Raw genomic sequence first — 23,461 nt, forward strand, 5'->3', positions numbered from 1 at the left:
CAAACCGAGCCGCCCACCAGTCAAATCCTGTCCTCCGTTTCGGCATCGAAGACCGAGGCGACCGACATGTCGAAGCTGAGCTTCACCTTGGCTCCGACGTTGAAGCGGCGCGCACCGTTGACGCGTACCGACATCGTGTGACCGGCATGTTTCAGCCACAGAAGATTGTCCGCACCCATCGGCTCTTCGATGTCGACGGTGGCGTCATGTTCTTCGCCGCCGGTATTCTCGTTGACCTTGATGTGTTCTGGACGAACGCCGAGCACCACCTTGCGGCCGGGCTGCAGCGTCTCGCTGGCGTCGTAGGCAGCGAGCGAGAAAATGACGCCGTTGGCCGAAAAGGCAATGCCGTCGCCTGATTTGACCAGCTCGCCGTGCAGGAAATTCATCGACGGCGAGCCGATGAAACCGGCAACGAATAGATTGCGCGGTCGGTTGTAGATCGTCGTCGGATCATCGAGCTGCTGAATGATGCCGCTCTTCATGATGGCGATGCGGTCGGCAAGCGTCAGCGCCTCGATCTGGTCGTGGGTGACGTAGATCATCGTGTTCTTCAGCGACTGGTGCAGCCGCTTGATCTCGACGCGCAGCTCCGAGCGCAGTTTGGCGTCGAGGTTGGACAGCGGCTCGTCGAACAGGAAGACGTCGACATCGCGCACCAACGCCCGGCCGATCGCCACGCGCTGGCGCTGCCCGCCGGAAAGCTCGGCCGGCTTGCGCTTCAGCAGCGGCTGGATCTGCAGGATTTCGGAGGCACGCGCCACCCGCTTGTCGATCTCTGCCTGCGGCACCTTGGCGACGCGAAGACCGAAGGACAGGTTCTTCTCGACGGTCATCTGCGGATAGAGCGCATAGGATTGGAACACCATTCCGATGCCGCGGTCCTTCGGCTCTTCCCAGGTGACGTTCTTGCCCTTGATGAAGATCTGCCCTTCCGAGGCGTCGAGCAGGCCGGCGATGCAATTCAGCAAGGTCGACTTGCCGCAGCCGGACGAGCCGAGCAGAACCAGGAATTCGCCGTCGTTAATGTCGAGATTGAGATCCTTCAGCACGCTGACCGAGCCGAAGTTCAGGGACAGATCCTTGATGGAGACGCTTGCATTCATATTCATGAGATCAACCCTTCACTGCGCCGGCGGCGATGCCGCGGACGAAAAGCCGTCCCGACACGAAGTAGACGATGAGCGGCACCAGACCGGTGAGGATCGTTGCCGCCATGTTGACGTTGTATTCCTTCACGCCCTGGACGGAATTGACGATGTTGTTGAGCTGCACGGTCATCGGATAGGTGTCCGGCCGGGTGAAAACCACGCCGAACAGGAAGTCGTTCCAGATGCCGGTCACCTGCAGGATCATCGCGACGACGAAGATCGGCAGCGACATCGGCAGCATGATCCGCAGGAAGATCTGCCAGAAGCCAGCCCCGTCGACACGCGCCGCCTTGAACAGCTCCTCCGGCAGCGACACGAAATAGTTGCGGAAGAGCAGCGTCAAGATCGGCATGCCGAAGATCGAATGGACGATGACGAGGCCGGTCAGCGTGCCGTAGATGCCGATTTCGCGCAGGATAATGACGATCGGATAGATCATCACCTGATAGGGAATGAATGCCCCGATGATGAGGATCGAGAAGAAAAGCTCGGATCCCCTGAAGCGCCAGTTGGCCAGCGCATAGCCGTTCACCGAGGCGATTGCGATCGAGATGATGACCGACGGCACTGTGATGCGCACCGAGTTCCAGAACCCACGCGATAGCCCATCACAGTTCAGGCCGGTGCAGGCCTGCGCCCAGGCCTTCACCCAGGGTTCGAAAGTGATCTCTACCGGCGGCGAGAAGATGTTGCCGAGACGAATTTCCGGCATGCCCTTCAGCGAAGTCACGACCATCACATAGAGCGGCAGCAGATAGTAAAGCGCTGCGACGATCAGCGTACCGTAGAGCATGATGTTGCGCGCCGACAGCGCCGGGCGTGGCCGGGGGCCACTGGGGCCGTCGCCAAGCTTCGGCGCAACGGCGTCCAAGCCGGCAGCAACAGTGTTGAGAGCTTCTATATTAGCCACGCTTGCGCCCTCCACCGAATTCCAGATAGGCCCACGGAACGATGATGATCGCGACAGTGACGAGCATCATGGTCGAGGCAGCAAAGCCCTGCCCCAGGTTCTGTGCCTGAAACATGTAGTCGTAGACATATTTCGCCGGCACTTCGGAGGAAATGCCCGGTCCGCCCGATGTCTGCGCGACGACGAGGTCGTAGACTTTGACGATGCCGGAGGCGATGATCACGATCGTGGTGATGAAGACCGGCCGCATCATCGGGATGACGATGAAGAGATAGGTCCTCCACATCGGAATACCGTCCACGCGCGCCGCTTTCCAGATGTCCTCGTCAATGCCGCGGAGGCCGGCAAGCATCAGGCACATGACGAGACCCGTTCCCTGCCACAGCGCCGCGATCAGAATGCCGTAGATGACGATTTCAGGCGTATAGAGCGGATTGAAGGTGAAGCTCGTCCACCCGATAGAGCGCACCACCGCCTGAATGCCGAAGTCAGGGTTCAGAACCCATTGCCAGACGAGGCCCGTCACGATGAAGGACAGCGCGAAGGGATAGAGAAAGATGGTGCGGAAAGTGTTTTCGAAACGGATCTTCTGGTCCATCAGCGCGGCGAGCATGAAACCGATGACAAGGCTGAAGATCAGCGAGAGGATGCCGTAGACAGCCAGATTCTCGATCGCCGTCACCCAGCGGGGTGCCGCCCATAGGCGCTCGTACTGATCGAAGCCGACGAAGCTCAACCGCGGAAGCAGTTTGGAATTGGTGAAAGAATAAAAGATCGTCCAAAACGTGCCGCCGACAAAGATCACCAGCGCTGTCAGGATCATCGGGATAGACGCAATCTTGGCATTCAGATTGCGCAGTAACTTGTTTGGCCGGCCTGCTCGCGCTTGACCCGTCATAAACACTTCTCCTCAATCGCAACTGCGACAGTAACAAAACGGCAAGACGCCGTCTGTCGTCCCCATCTCCGAACCTGTTGAAGATACCGGAGAGACGCCGCCACCCTCCGGACGATCACCGGCCGTCCGGACCGATCCGGCCCCCATGGGAGCCGGACCGCAAGGCAGCAAGCCTGCCGATCAGTCAGCAGAAGCGATGATCCCGGCGAAACGCTTCTGTGCGTCTTCTGGCGTCATCGACGGATTGGCGAAGAATTCGGAGAAAAGGTCTTCCTTCTGCTTCTGGCTGTCGGCCGAAAGCAGCTGGTCGGTACCTTGGATCACGTTGCCCTTCTGAAGGATTTCGAGACCCTTCTTCATGCAATCGTTGGCGGCAGCGAGATCGACGTCGCTGCGAACCGGCAGCGAACCCTTCTTCAGGTTGAAGGCAACCTGGGTCTTGGGATCGAGCAGGGTCTTGGCGAGCACCGCCTGCGCCTTGGACTTTTCTTCGTCCTTCAGCAGCGGGAAGTAGAAGGCGTCGCCACCGGTCGAGATGATCTCGTTCACGCCGAGGCCCGGCAGGCAGGTATAGTCGGTGCCGGCCTTCTGACCGGCCAGCGCGAATTCGCCCTGCGCCCAGTCGCCCATGATCTGGCCGCCGGCCTTGCCTGTGATGACAAGGTTGGTGGCCTGGTTCCAATCCTGGACGTTGCTGCCTTTGGCCATACGCCGAGCATCGTCGGCGGCCTTGAACACCTTGGCGATTTCAGGACCGGCTGCAACTTCCGCATCCTTGTCCTTGAAGACCTTGTTGAAGGTATCCTTGCCGGCAACCGCAACCATCAGCACGTCGAAGGCGCCTGTTGCCTGCCACGGCTGACCACCGACGGCGAGCGGAATGATGCCGGCCTTTTCGAGAGCCGGAGCCGCAGCGACGAACTCGTCCCAGTTCTTCGGAACTTCGACGCCGGCCTTCTTGAAGGCGGCGTTCGAAAGCCACAACCACTGCCAGGAGTGGATGTTGACGGGAGCGCAGTAGATCTTGCCGTCGATCGTGCAGGAATCGAGCAGGCTCGACGGACGAATGATGTCCTTCCACTTCTCGGCGGTCGCTACGTCGGTCAGGTCGCGCATCAGGCCGGCCTGGACGAGTTCCTCGGCCTGCCGGCCATGGTTGAACTGGGTCGCGCCCATCGGGTCGCCGCCGGTGATGCGGCTGATCATGATCGGGCGAGCAGTGCCGCCGGAGCCGGCGATCGCGCCGTCGACCCAGTGGTTACCGGTGGCGTCGAATGCCTTGGCCAACTCGGCGACGGCTGCAGCTTCGCCGCCAGACGTCCACCAGTGGGTGACTTCAAGATCGGTGGCATTGGCGGCTCCCAGTGGAAGCGCGACCGAAGTGGCAAGCAGGGCTGCCATTAGACGGATTTTCATGAGTTTTCCTCCCTCACTGAAACGTTGCCGGAAAAACTTAGATCAATCGATTTCCTCACGCAACTGCCTGCCTGCAAATTTTTCCGCGGGCGCCGCAGTTGCTACTTTTGGCTGTTGAAAGGCCGACCATCGCGTGCCTTGAATCGATTATCGATCAAGCGCTCTCGCATCTGCGTTGTCTGTTATAAATAATTGAATTTAAACTATATTTTTAGAACGATGTTTTCGTGCCGCCGATTACCCTTTTCGCAACTGCAGAAAAACGGGTCATAAATCGCCGATTCAACCTGTGCATAGCATCCCGCAATGCACACAAGAAAAAACCCTCGACATTTCTACTGTATCGTTACAGATTGCGTGCCTTAGGGAGGCGCGATTTTGGCAGGCGGCGGGCTTACGGCGCTTGAGAAAGCCTCTATAAGCGACACCAATCGCGCGAGGCAGGCTTACAGGGATGGAAAACAAGGGAAATTTCGGGCAACCGGCATCGGCGCCGACGGCGCGCGAGCGCCCGACATTGAAGACGATCGCCTTCATGACCGGCCTTGGCGTGACGACGGTGTCACGCGCGCTGAAGGATGCGCCGGATATTGGGGCGGAAACCAAAGAGCGGGTGCGCATGGTCGCCCGCCAGCTCGGCTACCAGCCGAACAGGGCAGGTGTGCGCCTGCGCACCGGCAAGACCAACGTCATCGCCCTCGTTCTCAGCATCGACGAGGAGATCATGGGCTTTTCGAGCCAGATGGTCTTCGGCATCTCCGAGGTGCTGTCCGGCACGCCCTATCATATCGTCATCACGCCGCATTCCCACAGCAAGGACCCGATGCAGCCGGTGCGCTATATCCTCGATACCGGCTCGGCGGACGGCGTCATCATCTCCCGCATCGAGCCGGATGATCCGCGCGTGCGGCTGCTGACGGAGCGCGGCATGCCCTTCGCCACGCATGGGCGCACCGATGCGGGTCTCACGCACCCGTTCCACGATTTCGACAACGAGGCCTTCGCTCATCAGGCGGTGGAAAAGCTCGTCAAGCGCGGCCGGCGCCGCATCGCCCTGCTACAGCCGCCGAGCAAGCTCACCTACTATGCCCACATCCGCATCGGCTTCCAGACCGGCCTGCACGATTATGGCGCCGAGGAAGTGCCGCTGCGCGTCAACACCGATGCACCGCTCGCCGACATCCGCGACATCGTCGAGGTGATGATGCGCTCGGCCAACGCCCCTGACGGCATCGTCTGTTCGGCCGGTAGCGCGGCGATCGCCGTCAATGCCGGCATCGAAGCCGCCGGTAAGGCGCTCGGCCGCGATCTCGACATGGTCTCCAAGCAATCGGTACCGATCCTGAACTGGATCCGCCCCGAGATCATCACCGCCCAGGAAGACGTTCGCCAAGCCGGCCGCGAAATGGCCAAAGCCGTCATCGCCCGCATCGATGGCGTCGAACCGGAACTGCTGCAGAGCGTAAGCCAGCCGACCTGGCCGGAGAGTGGCAGGTAGGCGCTCGGTTGAAGGGCCGGACCGTCGGGCTCAAATCGACGATCAGCTTTGGATCATCATAGCTCTTCGACGACGAAATTCACCAGTCGCCCCGGGACCAGAACTTCCTTGATCACCGTTTTGCCGTCGAGCAAGGTCACAACGGCGAGTTCGGATCGCGCCGCTGTAAGCAGCGCCTCGCCGAGATCGGCGGCGGCTTCGAAGCGATGGCGAACCTTGCCGTTGATCTGCACGACATATTCGCGGGTCTCCATCTCGATCATTGCAGGATCGAAGGTCGGCCAGGAAACCCATGTCAGTGTTTCCCCGTGACCAAGCTTGCTCCATAACTCCTCCGCGATGTGAGGCGCAAAGGGTGCGAGCAACAGCACGAATGTCTCCACCACTTCGCGCGGACGCGCTGCTTCCGCTGTCAGTGCGTTGGCCAGTTCCATCAACCGGGAAACCGCGGTGTTGAACCGAATTGCTTCGATATCCGCCGTGACGGTCTTCACCGTCTGGTGGCACAAGCGCAGAAGCTGCGGGCTGGGAGCCGCCTCCAGCACCACTGGAGACAATCCGTCGCTCTCGTCGCAGACAATACGCCAGGCACGCTCCAGAAACCGACGCACGCCGATCACGCCAGCGGTCTGCCAGGGTTTTGCCGCGTCCAGAGGTCCCATGAACATCTCGTACAGCCGCAAGGCGTCGGCCCCGAATTGATGGACGACATCGTCGGGATTGACAACGTTCAGCTGCGACTTCGACATCTTCTCGACGGCGCGCTGCACTTCGACCGACCCAGCGAACCATCTGCCCTCTTCTTCGACGACGGAAGATGGCGCGTAATACCGGCCCGCCGCATCGCGGTAGGAATGAGCAAGGATCATGCCTTGGTTGAACAGCCGCTGGAACGGCTCTTCCGTCGAAACGACGCCGATGTCATAGAGCACCTTATGCCAGAAGCGGGCATAAAGCAGATGCAGGACCGCGTGCTCGGCGCCGCCGACATAGAGATCGACCGGCATCCAATAGCGCTCCGCCTCGCGTCCAACAGGTTCGCTGATGTTTTCGGGATCGAGGAACCTGAGATAATACCAGCAGGAGCCCGCCCATTGCGGCATCGTGTTGGTCTCCCGCCGTGCCGGAATGTCGGTACCCGGCACGATCGTTTCGACCCAGGCCTGCGCACGGGCAAGCGGCGGTTCGCCATCTGGCGTCGGGGCGTAGTCGTCCAGTTCAGGCGGCAGCAGCGGCAGGCATTCCTCGGGCAGCGGCATCACCGAGCCATCCGCCAGGTGCAGCACCGGGATCGGCTCACCCCAGTAGCGCTGGCGGGAAAACAGCCAGTCGCGCAGGCGGTACATGACCTTCGGCCAGCCCGCGCCGTTCACCTGCAGCCAGGTGATGATGGCGGATCTCGCCTCCGGCGAGCCCAGGCCATCCAGGAAGCCGGAGTTGACCATCGCCCCCTCGCCCTCATAAGCCGCCTTGTCGATATCGTTCTCGCTGTCGATCACGCGAATGATCGGCAGCTCGTGCGCATGGGCAAAAGCGTAGTCGCGCGCGTCATGAGCCGGCACCGCCATCAGGCCGCCGGTGCCGTAGCCAGCCAGCACGTAATCTGCCACCCAAACCGGCAGCCGGGCACCGTTAGCAGGGTTGATCGCATAAGCGCCGGTGAAGACGCCCGTCTTCTCGCGCCTGGCATCGGCCCGCACCGTCTCTTCTAATTCTTCGGCCTCGGCAATATAGGCGGCCACCGCCTCGCGCATTGCCGGCTCGACGATGGCGGCAACGGCAGGATGTTCCGGCGCGAGCACGAGATAGCTTGCTCCGAACAGGGTCTCGGGGCGCGTCGTGAAGACGGCAATGACCTCTTTGCCGTGCTCGAGCGGAAACCGGATTTCGGCGCCCTCGGAGCGTCCGATCCAGTTGCGCTGCATGGCTTTCAGGTTTTCGGGCCAGTCGAGGCCGTCCAGTCCCTGCAGCAGCCGATCGGCATAGGCCGTGATGCGCAGCATCCACTGGCGCATCCTGCGGCAAATGACGGGATCGCCGGTCTCGACATAACGCCCGTCCTTGACCTCCTCGTCGGCAAGCACCGCGTTCTGGGCCGGGCACCAGTTGACCGCGACCTCCGCCTGATAGGCGAGGCCCTTCTCGAACAGCTTCAGGAAGATCCACTGCGTCCAGCGCACATAGGCGGGGTCGGTCGTGGCAAACTCGCGACTCCAGTCATAAGAAAAACCCAGCCTCTGCACCTGCCCGCGAAACGTTTCGATATTGCGCTTCGTCGTGATATCTGGATGCACACCAGTCCGCATCGCGTGGCGCTCCGCCGGCAGGCCGAAACTGTCCCATCCCATCGGATGCAGGACATTGAAGCCGCACATGCGTTTGTAGCGGCACACTATATCAGTGGCCGTATAGCCGAGAGGATGGCCGACATGCAGGCCCGCACCCGAAGGATATGGGAACATGTCGAGTGCGTAGAATTTCGGTCTGGCCGGATCGATCTCCGCTCGAAAAATTAGGTGATCGGCCCAATAAGCCTGCCACTTCGGTTCGATCGTCTTGGGATCATAAGGCATGCATCACTCCTGGCGCCGGCCGGCTCTGCGGCGGCGTGTCCTGAAAAATGGGGCGTTCTGTGGTTCAGGAGCAGCTACGGCTGCCGGTGCTCCGGTGACGTCCGGCAGCCGCGGCTAAGTCGAAACGCGTGCGGAGTTGCGGCGTAGGACGTCTGCACGACGCTCCGGACGAATAAAGCGCGATGTGGCTTTGGAAACGATCTGGTGTCCATGGACGGTGGCTCAAGGCAAATAGGGAGAAAGCAAACGACAGTGTTAATCGGCTCCGATCAGGAGGCCGTGGTGGTAAGTCGTGCGTCGCGTGCGCGAACGTCTGCTGCTTGAGTTGCCATAATCATGAACCAAGAGTGCCCGATATGATCGCTCCTGCCAAGAGTGCATTCGCGCGAAAATCAGGATCTGTTCAAATCCCGCGGCGCGCTCTTCACCAGTTGTTCGAGTACCGCCGCGACCTTCGGGTTACGCACCTCGCCGCGCCGGGTAATCGCATGGATACCACGGCAAACGGATGGCACCAAGGGCTTGGCGACCAGCGCTCCGCCGAAATCTCTGAGCGCCAGACCAGGCATCACCGAAATCGAGCACCCGGCTTCCACCAGTGCGAACACCACTTCGAAACTGTCGCTGAAGCCGTTGATGACGGGCTCGAAACCGATGTCGCGGCAAGCCTGGCGGATGGCCATGGAATAGGCGCTGGAGGCGACGTCGAGCGCCCAACGTTCATCCCTCAGCTGTGCGAGTTCGATGACAGGCTCGTCCTCCAGCCTGTGGCCAGCGGGCAGAAGCACGAAAAGCTGGTCGCGGCAGAGGAACAGCGTGTCGGCCGCGCCTTCCAGCGTATGCGGATTGAACGATATGTCGTCGGCAATGACGATATCGGCCTGCCAGGCCCGGAGTGCCGCCACGCCTTCGGCGGGCCCCATCGTCGTCATGACGATGTCGAGATGCGGATGCTGGATGGCGAGCTGGCGCATCGCGGCGGGAATGAAGGAGGAAGCCGCGGAGGGTTGGGTGGCGATCCTCAGGTCGCCGGCGACAATATTCTGCAACTCGGCAATATCGGTCTTGGCTTCCTCGACAATGCCGAATATCCGGTCGGCATGCACAACGAGCCGGCGTCCGGCCGGTGTCAGCGTCACCCCTCGCCCGCGCCGCTCGACGAGCGCAATGCCGACTTCGTCCTCCAGTTGGGCGATCTGCTGGGAAACGGCCGATGAGGAAATGCCGAGCGCGTCGGCGACCGCCGCCATCGTCTCACGGCGCGAAAGCTCGCGAAGCGTCCGTAATCTGAAAAAATCCAAACTTGGCTCCCTCGGCTGATAAATCGGCCATAATCTCTAATCTATATCCTTAGTTTAATTAAGTAGACCTACGGAAAAACGCTCCCTACCGTCGGATTCGTCAGCGTGCATCGGTTCGAAAAAAGCCAAGATTGCCGGTCATCTCATGAGACGAGTCACGGGGGATATAGACAGGATGCAGCAGAGCGGCGTGCCCTATTTCAGCCAATGGGAAACACCCGGCATGACGCTGCCGGTGCTTGCCGAGGGATCGCAGGCTCTGCTCGGCGATCCGCTCTGGCGCCATTCTGGGGCCGCGACGATCGAAGAATATGCGCGCTGGGCGGTCAATGTCTGCGGCATGGCCTGCCTGAAAATGATTCTTGCCGCCCGCGGCGAGATCCATCCGACCCTCGAGCTTGCCCGCGCCTGCACCGCCTATGGCGGTTATGTCGTCAGCGAGATCGACGCCTCGATCAAAGGCCTTATTTACGCGCCCTTCGTCCGCTTCGCAGCCGACCGCTTCGGACTTAGCGCGGAGACGATGACCGGCGTCGAGACATCGGCCATTCCGGAGCATCTCGCGAAACGCCGGTTCTTCATCGCCTCGGTGAACTCGGGCATCCGCTGGCCGGAGCGCGAGCCGCCCTCGAAAGGCGGACACCTGGTGCTGGTGACGGCAGCCAGCGACGAGACAATCCGCTTTCACAACCCGTCCGGTCATGACGAAGCGAGCCAGGCCGATGTGACACTGCCGCTTGCCGTCTTCGACCGTTTCTTCGCCAATCGCGGCATATCGGTCGACGTCTGACCCTTTTCAACACCAGATCGTTTCGGAGGCTTTCATGACCCCATCCCCAAACAGGCTGCGCATTGCCGTGCTCTTCGGTGGCCGCTCGGCCGAGCATGAGGTTTCCGTGCTCTCGGCAACCAATGTCATGGGCGCGCTCAAACCCGAGAAATACGATGCCGTCCCTGTTTTCATCACCCGCGAGGGACAATGGCTGCTGAGCAGTTTCAAGGACGGCATGCTGGCGACACCGTCATCGGGCACGGAAATCTGCCTGGTGCCGGGTGGGCGCGGCCGCGTGCTGGCGATCCCGGCTCATGGCGCGCCGCATGACCTAGGAAAGGTCGACATCCTGTTTCCCGTGCTGCACGGCCCGCATGGCGAGGACGGATCAGTGCAGGGTGCTGCGGAGGTGGCCCGCGTTCCACTCGCCGGTTGCGGCATCCTTGGCTCCGCCGCAGCGCTCGACAAAGACATCGCCAAACGCCTGCTGAGGGCGGCGGGCCTACCGGTGGCGCGCGCGGTGACGATCCATCAGGGTGCAGCCCCTTCACTGGCAGCCTTGGAAGGTGAGCTCGGCCTGCCGCTGTTCATCAAGCCCGCGCGCCAGGGATCGTCGGTCGGCGTCGCCAAGATCCATGCCAGCCAGGAATTTGCGCCCGCCCTTACTGAGGCCTTCCGCCACGATCGCACGCTGCTCGCCGAAGAATTCGTGCGTGGCCGTGAGATCGAATTCAGCGTGCTGGAGGATGCGGCAGGAGAACTGTTCGTCTCCCGGCCGGGCGAGATCGTGCCGGCGGAAAGCCACGGCTTTTACAGTTACGATGCCAAATATATCGACGAGAAGGGTGCGGCGCTGAAAGTGCCGGCCGAACTGCCGCAGGAGGTCGAGGCCGCCATGCGCGACGTGGCCGCAAAAGCCTTCCGGGCCGTCGGCTGCGACGGCATGGCTCGCATCGACTTCTTTCTGATGGATGACATGCAGTTCCTCGTCAATGAAATCAACACCATCCCCGGCTTTACCAATATCAGTATGTATTCCAAGGCGATGGCGGCAAGCGGCGTCACCTACGCCGAAATCATCGACCGCCTGGTGGACCACGGCCTGGCCCGCGCCCGACGGACCGCCTGAGACGGGAGCTTGATCATGAACAGGCTGGTCTTGATTTCGGGATGTTCCGGCGGCGGAAAATCGACGCTCCTTGCAGAACTTGCCGCCCGCGGTCATGCCGTCGTCGAAGAGCCCGGCCGACGGATCGTCAAACAGGAAGTCGAAGGCGACGGCGCAGCCCTGCCCTGGGTCGACATGGCGGCCTTTGCCCGCCGCGCAATCGAGATGGCGATGGCGGATCACGCGGCGGCGCATGAGCAGTCCGGCTGGACGTTTTTCGACCGTGGGCTGATCGATGCGGCGGCAGCGCTCCAACACCTCACCGGAGAGCCGATCCTGGAAAAATTGAGCGTCGCCCACCGCTATCACCAGAGGGTTTTTCTCAGCCCGCCATGGCCCGAAATCTACACGACCGACCCTGAGCGGCGCCATGGCTTCGACGAGGCGGTCGCCGAATATGATCGACTTGCCGCCGTCTATCCGACGCTCGGATATGACGTCGTCATTCTGCCGAAAATCGCGGTCGCCGACCGGGCGGATTTCATCCTCGATTGCCTCCCTCGGGAAACGAGGCAGCAGTAGACGAGATCGTCAGCGCCTGCGAAAAACGCACCACTGGAACGACTGCCGGCCACCGCCGGGTGTCGTGTGTTCCTCCCGCCAGTCACGCTGAAGCGCGAAGGGGGACGAGAATTCGGTTGCAAGCGCCACCGCGTCGTAACGCTGGACCGGCAAGCCGCTGCACCGTTCCGGCCCGTCCGGCGCGAAGGTCGCGATGATCACGACGCTGCCCGGCGCCGTGCCGGTTTCGAGTGCTCGACGATAGGCCAGCCGCTGCTCGGGTTCGGTGAGGAAGTGAAAGACGGCGCGGTCGTGCCACACATCGTAATGGCGGTCGGGCTGCCATGACGTGACGTCGGCAACCACCCAGGTGATGCGGGCGGCTTCATCCCGCAGTCGCGCCTTGGCGACTTCGAGCGCCGGCGTGGCGATGTCGAGGACGGTGAGGTCGGACCACCCGCGCTCGACAAGACGGTCGACAAGGCTCGATGCGCCGCCGCCTACATCGATCAGCGAGGCCGCGGCCGGCAGTTGCAGCTCGTCAAGCGCCTGCAAGGAAGGCCCGGGCGTCGGCTGATACCAGCTGACGCTGTCGGCAGATTTCGTCCGATAGACCTCGTCCCAGTGTTCCCGCTTCTCGCCTGTCATCCGATATCCCCATCTCTTGCAGAGCCCGATTCCCTAACCGATCAACATGTAGGGACTGAGACGTCTGCAACCAGTCGCAGTGTGCCCAGGACCATGTTCTCCGTTCAGGAAGCGAAGTGACGATAAACCAGATCCTTAGGGTCATCTCTGGGTGCAGCAGGATCGAGGCGTGCGCCCAGCCGTTCGGCAACGGCAGCGGATGCAGCATTGCCGGGAGCAATATAGCTGACCAGCGACGGCAGCTTGAGCGTCGCGAAGGCCCAGTTGCGCAGCGCCAAGGCCGCTTCGGTCGCATAGCCTCTGCCCTCGTATTCCTCATAGACGAACCAGCCCAATTCCTTTTCGGGAAAGAGCGGTCCGTGATTGATCCCCACCTGACCGACGCATTCGCCGGTTTCGCCAAGCTCGACCGTCAGCGCTCCGTGCCCGAAAAGCTGCCACAGAGCGACGTCGTGACAGAACATCCCCCACGCCGCGCGCAGATCGAACGGACCACCCATTCCGATGGATCGCGGCGACGCCATGATCTCAGCATAGGCAGCGAAATCGTCGATGTCAGGCATGCGGAGCTTGAGACGCTCGGTTCGAATGGTTATCGCGCCCGCTTCGGACATGTCGTCGCCTTCTCTGTCAGGTTGGGTTTGGAGTTTCGGCCGTTGAACGAAATATTCTAGCTTTCAAATGCCGAGGCGAATTGCAACGTCCCGCTTGGCGGAGATCCGCGAAAAACGATCCTCTGCACGAGCCGCGTATCGAGGTCGAGATACTCCAGTTGTCCATCGCTGCTGAAACCGACACGGCTGTAGATCTCGGGATTGCCGATCAGGGCGCATCCGCTGGCGCCCATCTCGTTCAACAATTCGAGACCCCGTGCAATCATCGCCTTGCCGATGCCCTGCCGCTGTCTCTCCGGCTTGACCGATATCGGCCCCAGCCCGAACCAGCCGTCATGCGCGCCGTTGATCGTCACCGGCGAAAACGCCACATGCCCGAGAATCTCGCCGCCCTGCTCGGCCACCAGCGATATCTTGAGATCGCCCGCCGCACGAAGTCTTCGGACAATCTCCGCTTCCGTACCGTCGCTGTAGGGCATCGGCTTGAAGGCGGTCGAGGTCAGATCATGAATCGCATCGATATCATCAGGCGTTTCGTCTCGGATAAGCATCTCTGTCAATTCCTCAAGCGCGTTGTCGTCAGGGCTGCCCGTACAAACAATGTCTTATCCCATTGAAACGAAGTGTCGTAGATCCCACGAAAATCTCGCGGAGATTCCGCTACCCCTCTTCCGAAGAGGATTCCGAGGCTATAGACCTAAGCTCGTGGGCACCGTCCTGCTGATCGAAACATCGAAGCGTACCATCACTGTCGGCACCGTCCGGAGGATGTTTGCGTCTTCGCAATCAGAGGTTCTGCGATGAATGATATCGCCGATCACGGTGTTCGTTTCGGACGAATTGCCGCCATGCTGCCGGTCAGGGACATGACCAAAGCCTATGATTTTTACGCCAATGTCCTCGGCTTCAAGAAAACATTCGAGAACGGCAATCCTGTCGGCTTCATGATCCTGAAGCGCGATCAGGGCGAAGTGCATCTCACCTTGCAGCCGAACCACAAGGCTGCGGACTTCAATGTTGCCCACCTGATGGTCGACAATGTCGATGCCTTACACGCGGTTTGCCAGCAATATGGGCTGAGAATCATCAAGAGCCTTCAGGACAAGGACTACGGATTGCGGGCCTTCGTGTTCGAAGACCCCGACGGCAACCGTATTGACGTTGGCCAGCGGATCTAGCCAGCCATGAGAAGTGGATGGGGATACAGTCCCCATTCAACTTTCGCACATTCCCGAATTCCGCAGTGCTCGTCATTTGAGTCGAGCCCCTGCATCTTGTCCATCACAGGGAAAGTCGAAGACCAGCAAGCCGGGCTCCTGCAGCGGGAGCTGCGCCACGACCTCCCCTTGCCGGTTCAGCACGGCCGTCGGTCCCCAGGCGATGCGCCCGTCGCGCTCGCCCGTTACGTCGGACGATATCAGCCACAAGCCTGTCTCGCGGCATCTTTCACCTCGAACGGCATTATGCAGCGGCTTGAATATTTCCGCCTTTTCCCGTGGCATCATGTTGTTGGAGAGGCATAGGATCAGCGATGCGCCAGACGCGGCGACCTTTGCGGCTGCTTCCGGAAAATTGGTGTCGTAGCAGATGTTGATCCCGAAGCGCAGGGCACCGATCGCAAAGAGCGGACTGTCCTTTCCTGCCTCGAAAGCCCGTTCGCCGGGCAGCAGGTGGGTTTTCCGGTAGCGACCGAGGAGAACGCCGCGCTCGACGACGACGGCGGTGTTGAACAATCGCCCGTTGTCGATCTCGATCAGCCCCATGACCAGCACCGGTCCCGACTTCGGCAACCGATCCAGGACCGCCGCGAACTCGGCCGATGCGAGATCGAGGGAAACCCGTCGCGCCGATCGTTCATCGGTCAGGTAGCCCTGCAGAAAACCTTCTGGAAAGACCAGCAGGGCCACGCCATCAGCCTCGGCGAGCGCCGCGACCCTAACCGCATAATCCAAGGCCGCCCCGACATTCTCCCGAAATTCCGGCGTCTGCGCGGCGGCTATCCGAATGCTCGTCACTTAGATCTCCGGGTTCTCGGCCGCGGCATCTCAGCAAAAGGCCCGGCACTGTGGCCGGGCCTCTCCTTGAAAATCGGCCTGAACCTCAAAAGGTCGAGGCACCGCTGCCCCAGGGGCCGTGGTGGAAATCCTTACCATCAAGGCGGTCGAAGCCGTGGGCGCCGAAGAAATCGCGCTGCGCCTGGATGAGGTTTGCTGTTCCCCTGCCCTGGCGATAGGCGTCGAAATAGGTCAGCGCCGAAGTCAGCGCCGGCACCGGCAGGCCGGCGGCAATCGCGGCACCGACGACACGGCGCAGCGCCGGGATCGATTCCTTGACCATGTCGGAGAAGGCTGGCGTGACGATGAGGTTTGCAGCGTCAGGCGCCTTGGTGAAGGCCGAGGTGATCTCGTCGAGGAACTGCGAGCGGATGATGCAGCCGGCGCGCCAGATCCTGGCGATCGTGGGCATCGGCAGCGACCAGTTGAACTCGCGCGATGCTTCCGCCATCACCGCGAAGCCCTGCGCATAGGCACCGATCTTGGCAGCGAAAAGCGCCAGCTCCAGATCCTTGTTGAGCTCGGGGCCGTAAGCGATCGGGAAGGACACGGCCTGCGTTCCGAAGATTTTCTCGGCGGCCTCACGCTGCGATTTCATCGAGGAGAGGCTGCGGGCGGCGACGGCGGCTTCGATCGCCGTTGCCGGAATGCCCATGTTCTGCGCCTCGATCGCCGACCACTTGCCGGTACCCTTCTGGCCGGCCTTGTCGAGGATCATGTCGACCATCGGCCCGCCGGAAACCGGGTCGGTTGCGGCAAGCACTTTTTCGGAGATTTCGATCAGGTAGGAGTTCAGCCGGCCCTTGTTCCATTCGCCGAAGATGCCGGAGATTTCGGAGGCACTCTTGCCGAGGCCGTCGCGCAGGATGCCGTAGATTTCGGCGATCATCTGCATGTCGGCATATTCGATGCCATTATGGATGGTCTTGACGAAATGGCCGGCACCGTCATTGCCGAGCCAGGCGACGCAAGGCTCGTCATTGTAACGGGCGGCAATCGAGGTCAGCACCTTCTCGACGCGCTTCCAGGACTCTTCGGTGCCGCCGACCATGATCGACGGGCCGTGGCGCGCACCTTCTTCGCCGCCGGAAACACCCATGCCGATGAAGGTCAGATCGGTATTCTTCAGCCGGTCGAAACGGGCGACGGTGTCGCGGAAATTGGCATTGCCGGCGTCGATCATGATGTCGCCCTTGGAGAGGTGCGGGCGCAGCAGCTCCATCTGCTGGTCGACGGGCTCGCCCGCCTTGATCATGATGATGATCGGACGCGGCGGCCGGATCGCATCGACGAATTCCTCGATGGTCTTGCAGGGAATGATCTGCTTCTTCAGATCGCCGGCACTTTCGTAGAATTCGTCGGTTTTCTCCGGCGTGCGGTTGAAGACCGCGATTTTATTGCCTTTCTCCGCGATGTTGAGCGCCAGGTTGGAGCCCATGACCGCAAGGCCGATCAGTCCGATTTCTGCCTTTTCCACGACAAACCTCCGATGTGTCATTTGGATCGGTGTTGTGGCACTGTCTCGGTCAAACGGCAAGTCTCGCAAGGGTCTAATCGGTTCGCAAAAGCCAATGAAATGAGGCTTGCAATATCCCCGCTTGTCCGACAACCCACCAGCTGCCGCTTAATCCGAAGCCGCAAGTTTTTCGCGCTTCCTGCCCGCAATACCCTATCTCATGGTATCATCAGTGCCTCGGGAGATATCGCATTGGCATCGGGAAAACGAAAACAGATGGCTCTCCTGGCGGCCCGCGCCGGCCGCTACCGCGAATATGCACCACCGCCGGCGCTGCGACGCCATTTCAGTCGTCTCTGGTCGCATGCGCTTCACAACGGACCGCCGGCAATGGTGGCGATCGTGCCGGATGGCTATTGCGATCTCCTCTGGATCGACGGCCGGCTGGTCGTCGCCGGCCCCGACAGGACGGCGGCCTTTCCCGTCATCCGGCCGGGCGCGACTGTGATCGGCGCACGTTTTGCGCCCGGCGCTGCAGCACCCTGGCTGAAGACGCCGCTCTCCGAGCTGGTCGGCTGCTCGGTGCCTCTTGCCGACATCGGCCGGAAGGACACTGCCGAATTCGAAGCGCGGCTTGCGAATTGTCCCGACCCATCGGCCGCGATGGCGCTGTTTGGCCGCCTGCTCGAAGGGACCGCGTGCGATGCGGAGGAGCCCGCCCGCGACGCCGCCATGATCTTCGCCGCTGCCGACAGCGGGCGCCCGGCATCCGGCCTGCTCGACCGGCTCGGCATGAGCGAAAGGCAGCTGCGTCGTCGCTGCCACCATCATTTCGGCTACGGCGCAAAGACGCTGGAACGGATCCGTAGATTCCAGCGTTTCCTCGACCTCTGCCGCAAGTCGGGCACGATGCCGCTTGCCCGCCTTGCGCTGGAAGCGGGCTTTGCCGACCAGCCCCACATGACGCGGGAGGTCGGCGAGCTGTCGACGCTGACACCCGCCGTCATTCTCGACCAGCTCGGCATGCGGAAAAGAGGCGACTGACCGTTTTGTTCAAGACGCTGTCGGCCGGTTTGTTATTCTGACGAAACCAAATGACAGGGACCTGCAAGCCATGACGACAATGCCCGCGAAAATCATCCACCTGTCGATCGAGCGCGACTGGCGCGACGTCTATGAATTCGCGGGCAAGCCGGAGAACATGCCGCTCTGGGCCTCCGGCCTTGCGACCGGACTCGAGCCGCACGGCGCCGACTGGATCGCCCACGGCGCTCTCGGCAGCGTCAAGGTGAGCTTCGTGCCGGCCAATGAATTCGGCGTGATCGACCATACGGTGACGATCGAGTCCGGCCTAAGGGTCTATAATGCCCTGCGCATCGTGCCGAACGGCGATGGCTGTGAGGTCATGTTCACGCTGCTGCGCCTGCCCGGCATGACCGACGCGCAGTTTTCCGCCGATGCCGCCCATGTCGAGAAAGATCTCGCCATGCTGAAAGCCCTGATGGAGAGATAGATGGCCGAGAAAACAGAAAACAACGACCGCCGCATCGACTATGTCGAATTCAACGTCGCCGACATCGCTGCAGCCAAAGCCTTTTACGGCTCGGCCTTCGGCTGGCGCTTCACCGATTACGGCCCGAATTATTGCGAATTCGACGATGGCCGGCTGAAGGGCGGCTTTACCGATTTCGGACCGGTGCGGACAGGCGGCGGGCCGCTGGTCGTCGTCTATGCCAATGATCTGGAAGAGGTGCTGACATCAGTCGAGAAGGCCGGCGGCACGATCGTCCGGCCGATCACCGATTTTCCCGGCGGCCGTCGCTTCCACTTCCTCGACCGCGACGGCTACGAGCTCGCTGTCTGGGCGGCCGCTTAGAGCCTTTCCGGGTTAGATTGAAGCATTCTGCCGGAGCAGGTTTTTGTCAGGGCAGAGGCGATTGGCGACGGGCATACCCCTTGGTACGTCCGAGCCGATCGCCTTTGCCCTGGCGGAAAGATGCCCGGCCCTTCGGGTTGGCTGAAACGGGCCGGCTGATCGACCGGCCGGCTTGGCCGTAGAGCTTGGCTACGACGCTCGCCGGCCGGTCGACCATCCGACTCCGTTTGAGCCAACAGAATGCTGCAATCTAGCCCGGAAAGGCTCTAGCCGGATTACCCGAGGCTGCCCAGTTGGTCAGGCTGCCTAAGGCTGCCGACCGGGATCAGGCAGCCTGCGACAGCCGGTCGAGATCTTCCATGACGAGCAGGGCGCCGATCACCGTGCCGCCCGCATCACGCAGCGGCGACATGCGACAGCGCTCCTGCCGCGATCCGCCGCTGCCAGCCAAGCACTCATAGGTATAGTCGATCTGGTCACCGGCAAAGCAGTTGTCGAGCTTATGCTTGGCGCATTCGGCAAACCGCTCCTCGCCGATGAATTCGGAAAGGTGGCGGCCGATGAGTTCCATCGGCTTCCTGTTGAGATGGGCGCTGTTGGCTGGATTGGAATAGAGATAGCGATAATCCCTTGTCAGCACTGCCACGCGATCCGGCAGGCTTTCGAGGATCACCGCGTTGAGGAACTGGCCATTGTCGGTATCCGGCACATAGGCCGGCGGCGGCTCGATGCGCACATCCTGCGGAGACGGCACGCGCCAGTCCGGCCCATGCGCCCCGAAATAGCCGTCGAGCAGATAGGAAAGCACCGACGTGTGCTCCGTGACGCTGGCGCTGTCGTCGGCATCCTGGCTGATCAGGTGGCTCACGAACCGCAGCTGCATGTAGACTTCGAGCAGATTGGCTGCCCGGCAGGCGAGGATTGCCTCGACCAGCGGCTCGACATGACGGTCGAGCGCCGTGACGCGCTGGTCGTCGCCCAGGCGTATGGCTTCCTCGATTTGCACGCACCGCAAGGAAAAAGCTCGAAAAAGCTCCAGCAAGACGCCTCCCACTCCCATTGTGCCAAGAGAGGAGTCCGAAACCTCACATGGCTGCATTTCCCAAAAATGCGCCTTCCGGTAGACATTATTCGCGTCCTAGTGGTGACGGGTAACATGAAGTGCCCTCAGTTTCAATCCGGGAGCACCTGCCGTTTTTCACCGCTGATAAATGGGGGTGGACCTTTTTTAGAGTATGATGCCGAAAAGTGTGAGCGGTTTTCGGGCGTCATCATGCTCCAACTATTATTCTGGAGCATCCTGTCCTAAGGCGCGAGCGTCTGCTTGATCTGCCAGCGGTCGTGGTACCAGAGCCACTGTTCCGGATATTCCCGCACCCAGCTTTCCACCTTGTCGTTGAGCAGTTGGGCGGCGGCCGGCAGGTCGAGATTACCCTTGGCGTCGCGCGGCATGTCCAGCCGCGGCTCGATTTCCAGCCGGTAGCGATTTCCAGGCAGACGGATGCAGCGCGCCGGATAGACCTCGCAGTCGAACTGGCGCACCAGCTTCGGCAGCAGCGGATTGGTCTTGACGTCGCGCCCGAAGAAGGTGCCCTTCAGCCCCTTGCGGAATTTCTGGTCGACCAGCACGCCCACGCCCTGGCCTGCTTCCAGTTGACGGGCGAGCGCGAAGGAGGAGCCGGCATGCGAGGGCACCAGCTTGCCCATGCGGGCGCTCCTGAAGTCGAACACCTTCTTGGCGACATAAGGATTATTCGGCGGCCGAAAGAGCACGGTGACGTTGAGCCCGAAGGCGGCACCCGCCACCGGCAGCAGCTCGAAGTTGGCGGTATGGCCGGTAAAGACGATGAAGGGGCGCGGATTGTCACGCAGGTCGAGGAAGATCGGGACGCCCGACACCTCCACCCTGCCCGGCTCCGACTTTTCGGGATCATAGTCGAACAGCTGATCGAGGAAGACGTATTCGGCCGCAAGCCGGCCCATATTACCCCAACTGGCGAGCGCGATTTCCTCGATCTCGACCTCGCTCTTCTCGGGAAAGGCGTTGCGCAGATTGGTCAGCATCAGTCTGTGGCGGCTGGTCAGCCGCCCGAGCCGGCGCATTGTCCTATCGGCGAAGCGGATCGCACCATCGGCCGGAAAAAGCTTCAGGAAATTCAGGAAGCCGAACATCACCTGAGCCACCAGCCATTGCTGGAAATTCCTGAGCGCCAGAACGATCCGGGTGATGAACAGCTTCACGCGGTCAAACCATCTTCAGAATGATCTTGCCGAAGATCTGGCGCGATTCCATCCGCTCCAGCGCCCGGTCGATATCGCTGAAGCTGACCTCGGTATCGATGACGGGATGGACGAGCCCGCGGCCCATCTTCTGCATCGCATCCGCCATGTTCTCCATGCGGCAGCCGAAGGAGCCGAAGAGCTTCAGCTGCTGCTGGAACAGCATCATCAGGTTCATCTCTGTCGAAACACCCGAGGTCGAGCCGCAGGTGACGAGGCGCCCGCCGCGCTTCATGCAGAGCATCGAGCCTGCCCAGGTGTCCTTGCCAACATGTTCGAAGACGACGTCGACGCCCTTCTTCTTGGTGAGCTTGCGCACCACGCCTTCGAAACGATCGGTGCGGTAGTTGATGACGTGATCGGCGCCGAGCGCCTTGGCCTTTTCGATCTTGTCGTCCGAACCGACCGTGGTGATGACGGTGCAGCCGATCTTCTTGGCGAGCTGGATCGCCGCCGTGCCGATGCCGGAGCCGCCGGCATGGACGAGGATGGTTTCACCCGGCTCAAGCTTGGCATTGTCGAACAGCATGTGCTCGACAGTACCGAAGGTGACTGGAGCAAGCGCCGCGCCGATCGCGTCGACGCCGGGAGGGGCCGGCACCAGCAGGCGCGCCGGCAGGTTGACCTTCTCCTGCGCGAAGCCGTCGAGATGGAAGCCGTGCACGCCGGAGACATGTTCGCAAAGATTGTCGCGGCCTTCGCGGCAGGGACGGCAGAGGCCGCAGGTACGCGCGCCGTAGATCGCGACCAGCTGGCCCGGCAGCACGTTGGCGACACCCGGTCCGATCGCTTCGACGATGCCGGAGGCTTCGGCACCGATGACCAGCGGCATCTTGCGCTTGGCGAATGCCATGCCGCGCCAGCCCCAGACGTCGATATGGTTGAGCGCCACCGCCTTGACGCGCAGCGTCACCTCGCCGGCACCAGGAGCGTCCGGTTCCGGCAGGTCGGTGATCTCAAGCTTGCGGTCATCGATCAGTTGCAAAGCGCGCATGGCAAAATCCCTCGCCTTCAAGACGGTCTTCTTGTTTTGAAATTGTCGCGAACCGCTTAAGCCGGTTCGAGCGCCATGACAAGGCTGGCATTCTGCCCGCCGAAGCCGAAGGAGTTGGAAAGCACGGCTGAAACCTGGGCTTCCCGCTTCTTGTTCGGCACGACATCGAGAACGATCGACGGATCGGGGTTGTTGTAATTGATCGTCGGCGGCAGCGTTCCGGTCAGCATCGTCTGCAGCGAGAACACCGCCTCGACGGCGCCCGCCGCCGTCAGCGTATGGCCGATCATCGACTTGTTGGACGACACCGGAATGCCGACGAGCCGATCGCCGAACACGGCCGACATCGCGCCATACTCCATCTTGTCGTTCTCCGGCGTCGAGGTGCCGTGCGCATTGATGTAGCCGATGCCGCTCTCGTCGATGCCGGCATCGGCAAGGGCCGCGCGGATCGTCGCGATTGCCGGGCCGCCATCGGGCGACGACCGGGTGCGGTGGAAGCTGTCGGCCTTGTCGCCGGCGCCCTTCATGATGCCGAGCACCTTGGCGCCGCGGGCGACTGCCGATTCCAGCGATTCCAGCACCAGCGTCGCAGCACCTTCGGCGATGACGAAGCCGTCGCGATCCTTGCTGAACGGCTTGGAAGCCTTGGTCGGCGGATCATTCTGTGTCGAAAGAGCTGACAGCAACGAGAAGCGGATCAGCGCTTCGGCACTCAGCGATCCGTCGGTCGCGACTGTCAGCGCGCGATCGGTGCGGCCCTGGCGGATCGCCTCGATGCCGAGCTGGATCGCCGTGACGCCGGAGGCGCAGGCGGTCGACAGCGTGACGGGAAGGCCGCGGGTGCCGAACCGGTCGGCAAGGCGCTCGGAAATCGCACCGAACAGGGCCGCCTCATGGAAGGCCGGATCCGGACGCTGACGCAGCGCCGTCAGGAAGCGCTCATAGGCATCCCCCGGATGGTCGGAAGCCGGCGAACGGTCCGCAAGTTCGAAGCGCGCGCTCCACTCCGGCTCGATCGGCGGAGCGGCTAGAAACAGCGGGCCATTGAAATCGCCGGAAAGGCCAGCATCGGCCAGTGCCTCGATCGTCGTTTCGCGGGCGAATGCATAGGAGCGCTCGACGGCGTTGGGCACCGGGATGCCGATGAAATCGACGGTGCCGGCGATCCGCGTCGACAGGCCTTCGGTCGGGAAGCGGTTGATCTCGTGGATGCCCGACGTGCCTGACGAAAGCGCTGCCCAGTTGTCGGTGAGGCCCTGACCGAGCGAGGTGATGATGCCCATGCCGGTAACAGCCACGATCGGACGGCCGAGGTGATCTCTATAAGCGGAAGCTGTCATATCTCTCA

23 protein-coding genes are annotated in these 23,461 nt (G+C 61.6%); 8 read left to right on the plus strand and 15 right to left on the minus strand.

What is annotated here, in order from left to right; translation table 11 throughout:
- Positions 1–20: 20 nt before the first annotated feature.
- The 4 genes from V8P77_RS15685 to V8P77_RS15700 form a co-directional block, all read right to left on the minus strand.
- Positions 21–1,112: an ABC transporter ATP-binding protein gene (locus V8P77_RS15685; protein WP_017960807.1), complete on the minus strand. Its 1,092-nt coding sequence runs from the start codon at positions 1,110–1,112 to the stop codon at positions 21–23.
- 4 nt (positions 1,113–1,116) lie between these two features.
- The gene (locus V8P77_RS15690) at positions 1,117–2,061 is read right to left on the minus strand and encodes a carbohydrate ABC transporter permease (protein WP_335913269.1); all 945 of its coding nucleotides are present in this window, start codon (positions 2,059–2,061) and stop codon (positions 1,117–1,119) included.
- Positions 2,054–2,959 carry a carbohydrate ABC transporter permease gene (locus V8P77_RS15695; RefSeq protein ID WP_065280244.1) on the minus strand — a complete coding sequence of 302 codons (906 nt, stop codon included), beginning with the start codon at positions 2,957–2,959 and terminating at the stop codon, positions 2,054–2,056. Before V8P77_RS15695 ends, V8P77_RS15690 begins: the two co-directional genes overlap by 8 nt.
- Positions 2,960–3,139: 180 nt before the next feature.
- Positions 3,140–4,375 (minus strand): ABC transporter substrate-binding protein, encoded by a 1,236-nt coding sequence (locus V8P77_RS15700; RefSeq protein ID WP_222274282.1) that lies wholly within the window; start codon positions 4,373–4,375, stop codon positions 3,140–3,142.
- Between the two features lie 454 nt (positions 4,376–4,829).
- On the opposite strand from V8P77_RS15700, the gene V8P77_RS15705 reads away from it, so the two are divergent.
- Positions 4,830–5,873, plus strand: coding sequence for a LacI family transcriptional regulator (locus tag V8P77_RS15705; protein WP_335913270.1), 1,044 nt, complete (start codon positions 4,830–4,832; stop codon positions 5,871–5,873).
- 56 nt (positions 5,874–5,929) lie between these two features.
- Here V8P77_RS15705 and leuS read toward each other — a convergent pair whose 3' ends face one another.
- Both leuS and V8P77_RS15715 read right to left on the minus strand, forming a co-directional pair.
- Positions 5,930–8,446: a leucine--tRNA ligase gene (gene leuS / locus V8P77_RS15710; protein ID WP_335913271.1), complete on the minus strand. Its 2,517-nt coding sequence runs from the start codon at positions 8,444–8,446 to the stop codon at positions 5,930–5,932.
- Positions 8,447–8,838: 392 nt separating this feature from the next.
- Positions 8,839–9,747: a LysR family transcriptional regulator gene (locus V8P77_RS15715; protein WP_335913272.1), complete on the minus strand. Its 909-nt coding sequence runs from the start codon at positions 9,745–9,747 to the stop codon at positions 8,839–8,841.
- A gap of 175 nt (positions 9,748–9,922) precedes the next feature.
- On the opposite strand from V8P77_RS15715, the gene V8P77_RS15720 reads away from it, so the two are divergent.
- From V8P77_RS15720 to V8P77_RS15730, 3 genes are read left to right on the plus strand one after another with little or no spacing between them, the layout of a single operon-like run.
- Positions 9,923–10,537 (plus strand): C39 family peptidase, encoded by a 615-nt coding sequence (locus tag V8P77_RS15720; protein WP_335913273.1) that lies wholly within the window; start codon positions 9,923–9,925, stop codon positions 10,535–10,537.
- Between the two features lie 34 nt (positions 10,538–10,571).
- The gene (locus tag V8P77_RS15725) at positions 10,572–11,648 is read left to right on the plus strand and encodes a D-alanine--D-alanine ligase family protein (protein ID WP_335913274.1); all 1,077 of its coding nucleotides are present in this window, start codon (positions 10,572–10,574) and stop codon (positions 11,646–11,648) included.
- 15 nt (positions 11,649–11,663) lie between these two features.
- Positions 11,664–12,209: an AAA family ATPase gene (locus tag V8P77_RS15730; protein WP_335913275.1), complete on the plus strand. Its 546-nt coding sequence runs from the start codon at positions 11,664–11,666 to the stop codon at positions 12,207–12,209.
- Positions 12,210–12,218: 9 nt separating this feature from the next.
- On the opposite strand, the gene V8P77_RS15735 is transcribed toward V8P77_RS15730, so the two are convergent.
- The 3 genes from V8P77_RS15735 to V8P77_RS15745 all read right to left on the minus strand — a co-directional run bounded on the left by V8P77_RS15735 (position 12,219) and on the right by V8P77_RS15745 (position 14,001).
- Positions 12,219–12,836, minus strand: coding sequence for a class I SAM-dependent methyltransferase (locus tag V8P77_RS15735; protein ID WP_335913276.1), 618 nt, complete (start codon positions 12,834–12,836; stop codon positions 12,219–12,221).
- Between the two features lie 104 nt (positions 12,837–12,940).
- The gene (locus V8P77_RS15740) at positions 12,941–13,450 is read right to left on the minus strand and encodes a GNAT family N-acetyltransferase (protein ID WP_029870724.1); all 510 of its coding nucleotides are present in this window, start codon (positions 13,448–13,450) and stop codon (positions 12,941–12,943) included.
- 56 nt (positions 13,451–13,506) lie between these two features.
- The gene (locus tag V8P77_RS15745; RefSeq protein ID WP_012757816.1) at positions 13,507–14,001 is read right to left on the minus strand and encodes a GNAT family N-acetyltransferase; all 495 of its coding nucleotides are present in this window, start codon (positions 13,999–14,001) and stop codon (positions 13,507–13,509) included.
- Positions 14,002–14,250: 249 nt separating this feature from the next.
- Here V8P77_RS15745 and V8P77_RS15750 point away from each other — a divergent pair, with 249 nt between their 5' ends.
- Positions 14,251–14,628, plus strand: coding sequence for a VOC family protein (locus tag V8P77_RS15750; protein WP_335913277.1), 378 nt, complete (start codon positions 14,251–14,253; stop codon positions 14,626–14,628).
- A gap of 72 nt (positions 14,629–14,700) precedes the next feature.
- Here the strand turns inward: V8P77_RS15750 and V8P77_RS15755 are convergent, their stop codons facing one another.
- Both V8P77_RS15755 and gnd read right to left on the minus strand, forming a co-directional pair.
- Positions 14,701–15,465 carry a carbon-nitrogen hydrolase family protein gene (locus V8P77_RS15755; protein WP_335913278.1) on the minus strand — a complete coding sequence of 255 codons (765 nt, stop codon included), beginning with the start codon at positions 15,463–15,465 and terminating at the stop codon, positions 14,701–14,703.
- A gap of 85 nt (positions 15,466–15,550) precedes the next feature.
- Positions 15,551–17,002 carry an NADP-dependent phosphogluconate dehydrogenase gene (gene gnd, locus V8P77_RS15760; RefSeq protein ID WP_172643630.1) on the minus strand — a complete coding sequence of 484 codons (1,452 nt, stop codon included), beginning with the start codon at positions 17,000–17,002 and terminating at the stop codon, positions 15,551–15,553.
- A 210-nt stretch (positions 17,003–17,212) separates the two neighbouring features.
- Here gnd and V8P77_RS15765 point away from each other — a divergent pair, with 210 nt between their 5' ends.
- The 3 genes from V8P77_RS15765 to V8P77_RS15775 all read left to right on the plus strand — a co-directional run bounded on the left by V8P77_RS15765 (position 17,213) and on the right by V8P77_RS15775 (position 18,836).
- The gene (locus V8P77_RS15765) at positions 17,213–18,004 is read left to right on the plus strand and encodes a helix-turn-helix domain-containing protein (RefSeq protein WP_335913279.1); all 792 of its coding nucleotides are present in this window, start codon (positions 17,213–17,215) and stop codon (positions 18,002–18,004) included.
- A 70-nt stretch (positions 18,005–18,074) separates the two neighbouring features.
- The gene (locus tag V8P77_RS15770; RefSeq protein WP_025394905.1) at positions 18,075–18,473 is read left to right on the plus strand and encodes a polyketide cyclase; all 399 of its coding nucleotides are present in this window, start codon (positions 18,075–18,077) and stop codon (positions 18,471–18,473) included.
- Positions 18,474–18,836, plus strand: a complete 363-nt coding sequence (locus V8P77_RS15775) for a VOC family protein (RefSeq protein WP_335913280.1) — start codon at positions 18,474–18,476, stop codon at positions 18,834–18,836.
- Positions 18,837–19,161: 325 nt separating this feature from the next.
- Here the strand turns inward: V8P77_RS15775 and V8P77_RS15780 are convergent, their stop codons facing one another.
- From V8P77_RS15780 to V8P77_RS15795, 4 genes are all read right to left on the minus strand, one after another.
- Positions 19,162–19,878: a PAS domain-containing protein gene (locus V8P77_RS15780; RefSeq protein WP_335913281.1), complete on the minus strand. Its 717-nt coding sequence runs from the start codon at positions 19,876–19,878 to the stop codon at positions 19,162–19,164.
- 263 nt (positions 19,879–20,141) lie between these two features.
- Complete coding sequence (locus tag V8P77_RS15785) at positions 20,142–21,077, minus strand: lipid A biosynthesis lauroyl acyltransferase (RefSeq protein ID WP_335913282.1); 936 nt, start codon at positions 21,075–21,077, stop codon at positions 20,142–20,144.
- Positions 21,078–21,081: 4 nt separating this feature from the next.
- Positions 21,082–22,110, minus strand: a complete 1,029-nt coding sequence (locus V8P77_RS15790; RefSeq protein ID WP_335913283.1) for a zinc-binding dehydrogenase — start codon at positions 22,108–22,110, stop codon at positions 21,082–21,084.
- Between the two features lie 56 nt (positions 22,111–22,166).
- Entirely contained in the window at positions 22,167–23,453 is a 1,287-nt protein-coding gene (locus V8P77_RS15795) for a beta-ketoacyl-ACP synthase (protein WP_335913284.1), read from the minus strand.
- Positions 23,454–23,461 lie beyond the last annotated feature (8 nt).

The organism is Rhizobium aouanii (assembly GCF_037002925.1).
GTDB lineage: Bacteria > Pseudomonadota > Alphaproteobacteria > Rhizobiales > Rhizobiaceae > Rhizobium > Rhizobium aouanii.

Excerpts from the sequence above, each read along its gene's own strand:
- V8P77_RS15735 (WP_335913276.1), bottom strand. The coding sequence starts at position 12,836 with ATGACAGGCGAGAAGCGGGAACACTGGGACGAGGTCTATCGGACGAAA.
- V8P77_RS15705 (WP_335913270.1), top strand. The coding sequence starts at position 4,830 with ATGGAAAACAAGGGAAATTTCGGGCAACCGGCATCGGCGCCGACGGCG.
- V8P77_RS15770 (WP_025394905.1), top strand. The coding sequence starts at position 18,075 with ATGACGACAATGCCCGCGAAAATCATCCACCTGTCGATCGAGCGCGAC.
- V8P77_RS15750 (WP_335913277.1), top strand. The coding sequence starts at position 14,251 with ATGAATGATATCGCCGATCACGGTGTTCGTTTCGGACGAATTGCCGCC.
- V8P77_RS15795 (WP_335913284.1), bottom strand. The coding sequence starts at position 23,453 with ATGACAGCTTCCGCTTATAGAGATCACCTCGGCCGTCCGATCGTGGCT.
- V8P77_RS15695 (WP_065280244.1), bottom strand. The coding sequence starts at position 2,959 with ATGACGGGTCAAGCGCGAGCAGGCCGGCCAAACAAGTTACTGCGCAAT.
- V8P77_RS15790 (WP_335913283.1), bottom strand. The coding sequence starts at position 22,110 with ATGCGCGCTTTGCAACTGATCGATGACCGCAAGCTTGAGATCACCGAC.
- V8P77_RS15685 (WP_017960807.1), bottom strand. The coding sequence starts at position 1,112 with ATGAATATGAATGCAAGCGTCTCCATCAAGGATCTGTCCCTGAACTTC.
- V8P77_RS15700 (WP_222274282.1), bottom strand. The coding sequence starts at position 4,375 with ATGAAAATCCGTCTAATGGCAGCCCTGCTTGCCACTTCGGTCGCGCTT.
- V8P77_RS15740 (WP_029870724.1), bottom strand. The coding sequence starts at position 13,450 with ATGTCCGAAGCGGGCGCGATAACCATTCGAACCGAGCGTCTCAAGCTC.
- V8P77_RS15745 (WP_012757816.1), bottom strand. The coding sequence starts at position 14,001 with ATGCTTATCCGAGACGAAACGCCTGATGATATCGATGCGATTCATGAT.
- V8P77_RS15730 (WP_335913275.1), top strand. The coding sequence starts at position 11,664 with ATGAACAGGCTGGTCTTGATTTCGGGATGTTCCGGCGGCGGAAAATCG.
- V8P77_RS15725 (WP_335913274.1), top strand. The coding sequence starts at position 10,572 with ATGACCCCATCCCCAAACAGGCTGCGCATTGCCGTGCTCTTCGGTGGC.
- V8P77_RS15720 (WP_335913273.1), top strand. The coding sequence starts at position 9,923 with ATGCAGCAGAGCGGCGTGCCCTATTTCAGCCAATGGGAAACACCCGGC.
- V8P77_RS15775 (WP_335913280.1), top strand. The coding sequence starts at position 18,474 with ATGGCCGAGAAAACAGAAAACAACGACCGCCGCATCGACTATGTCGAA.
- gnd (WP_172643630.1), bottom strand. The coding sequence starts at position 17,002 with ATGACACATCGGAGGTTTGTCGTGGAAAAGGCAGAAATCGGACTGATC.
- leuS (WP_335913271.1), bottom strand. The coding sequence starts at position 8,446 with ATGCCTTATGATCCCAAGACGATCGAACCGAAGTGGCAGGCTTATTGG.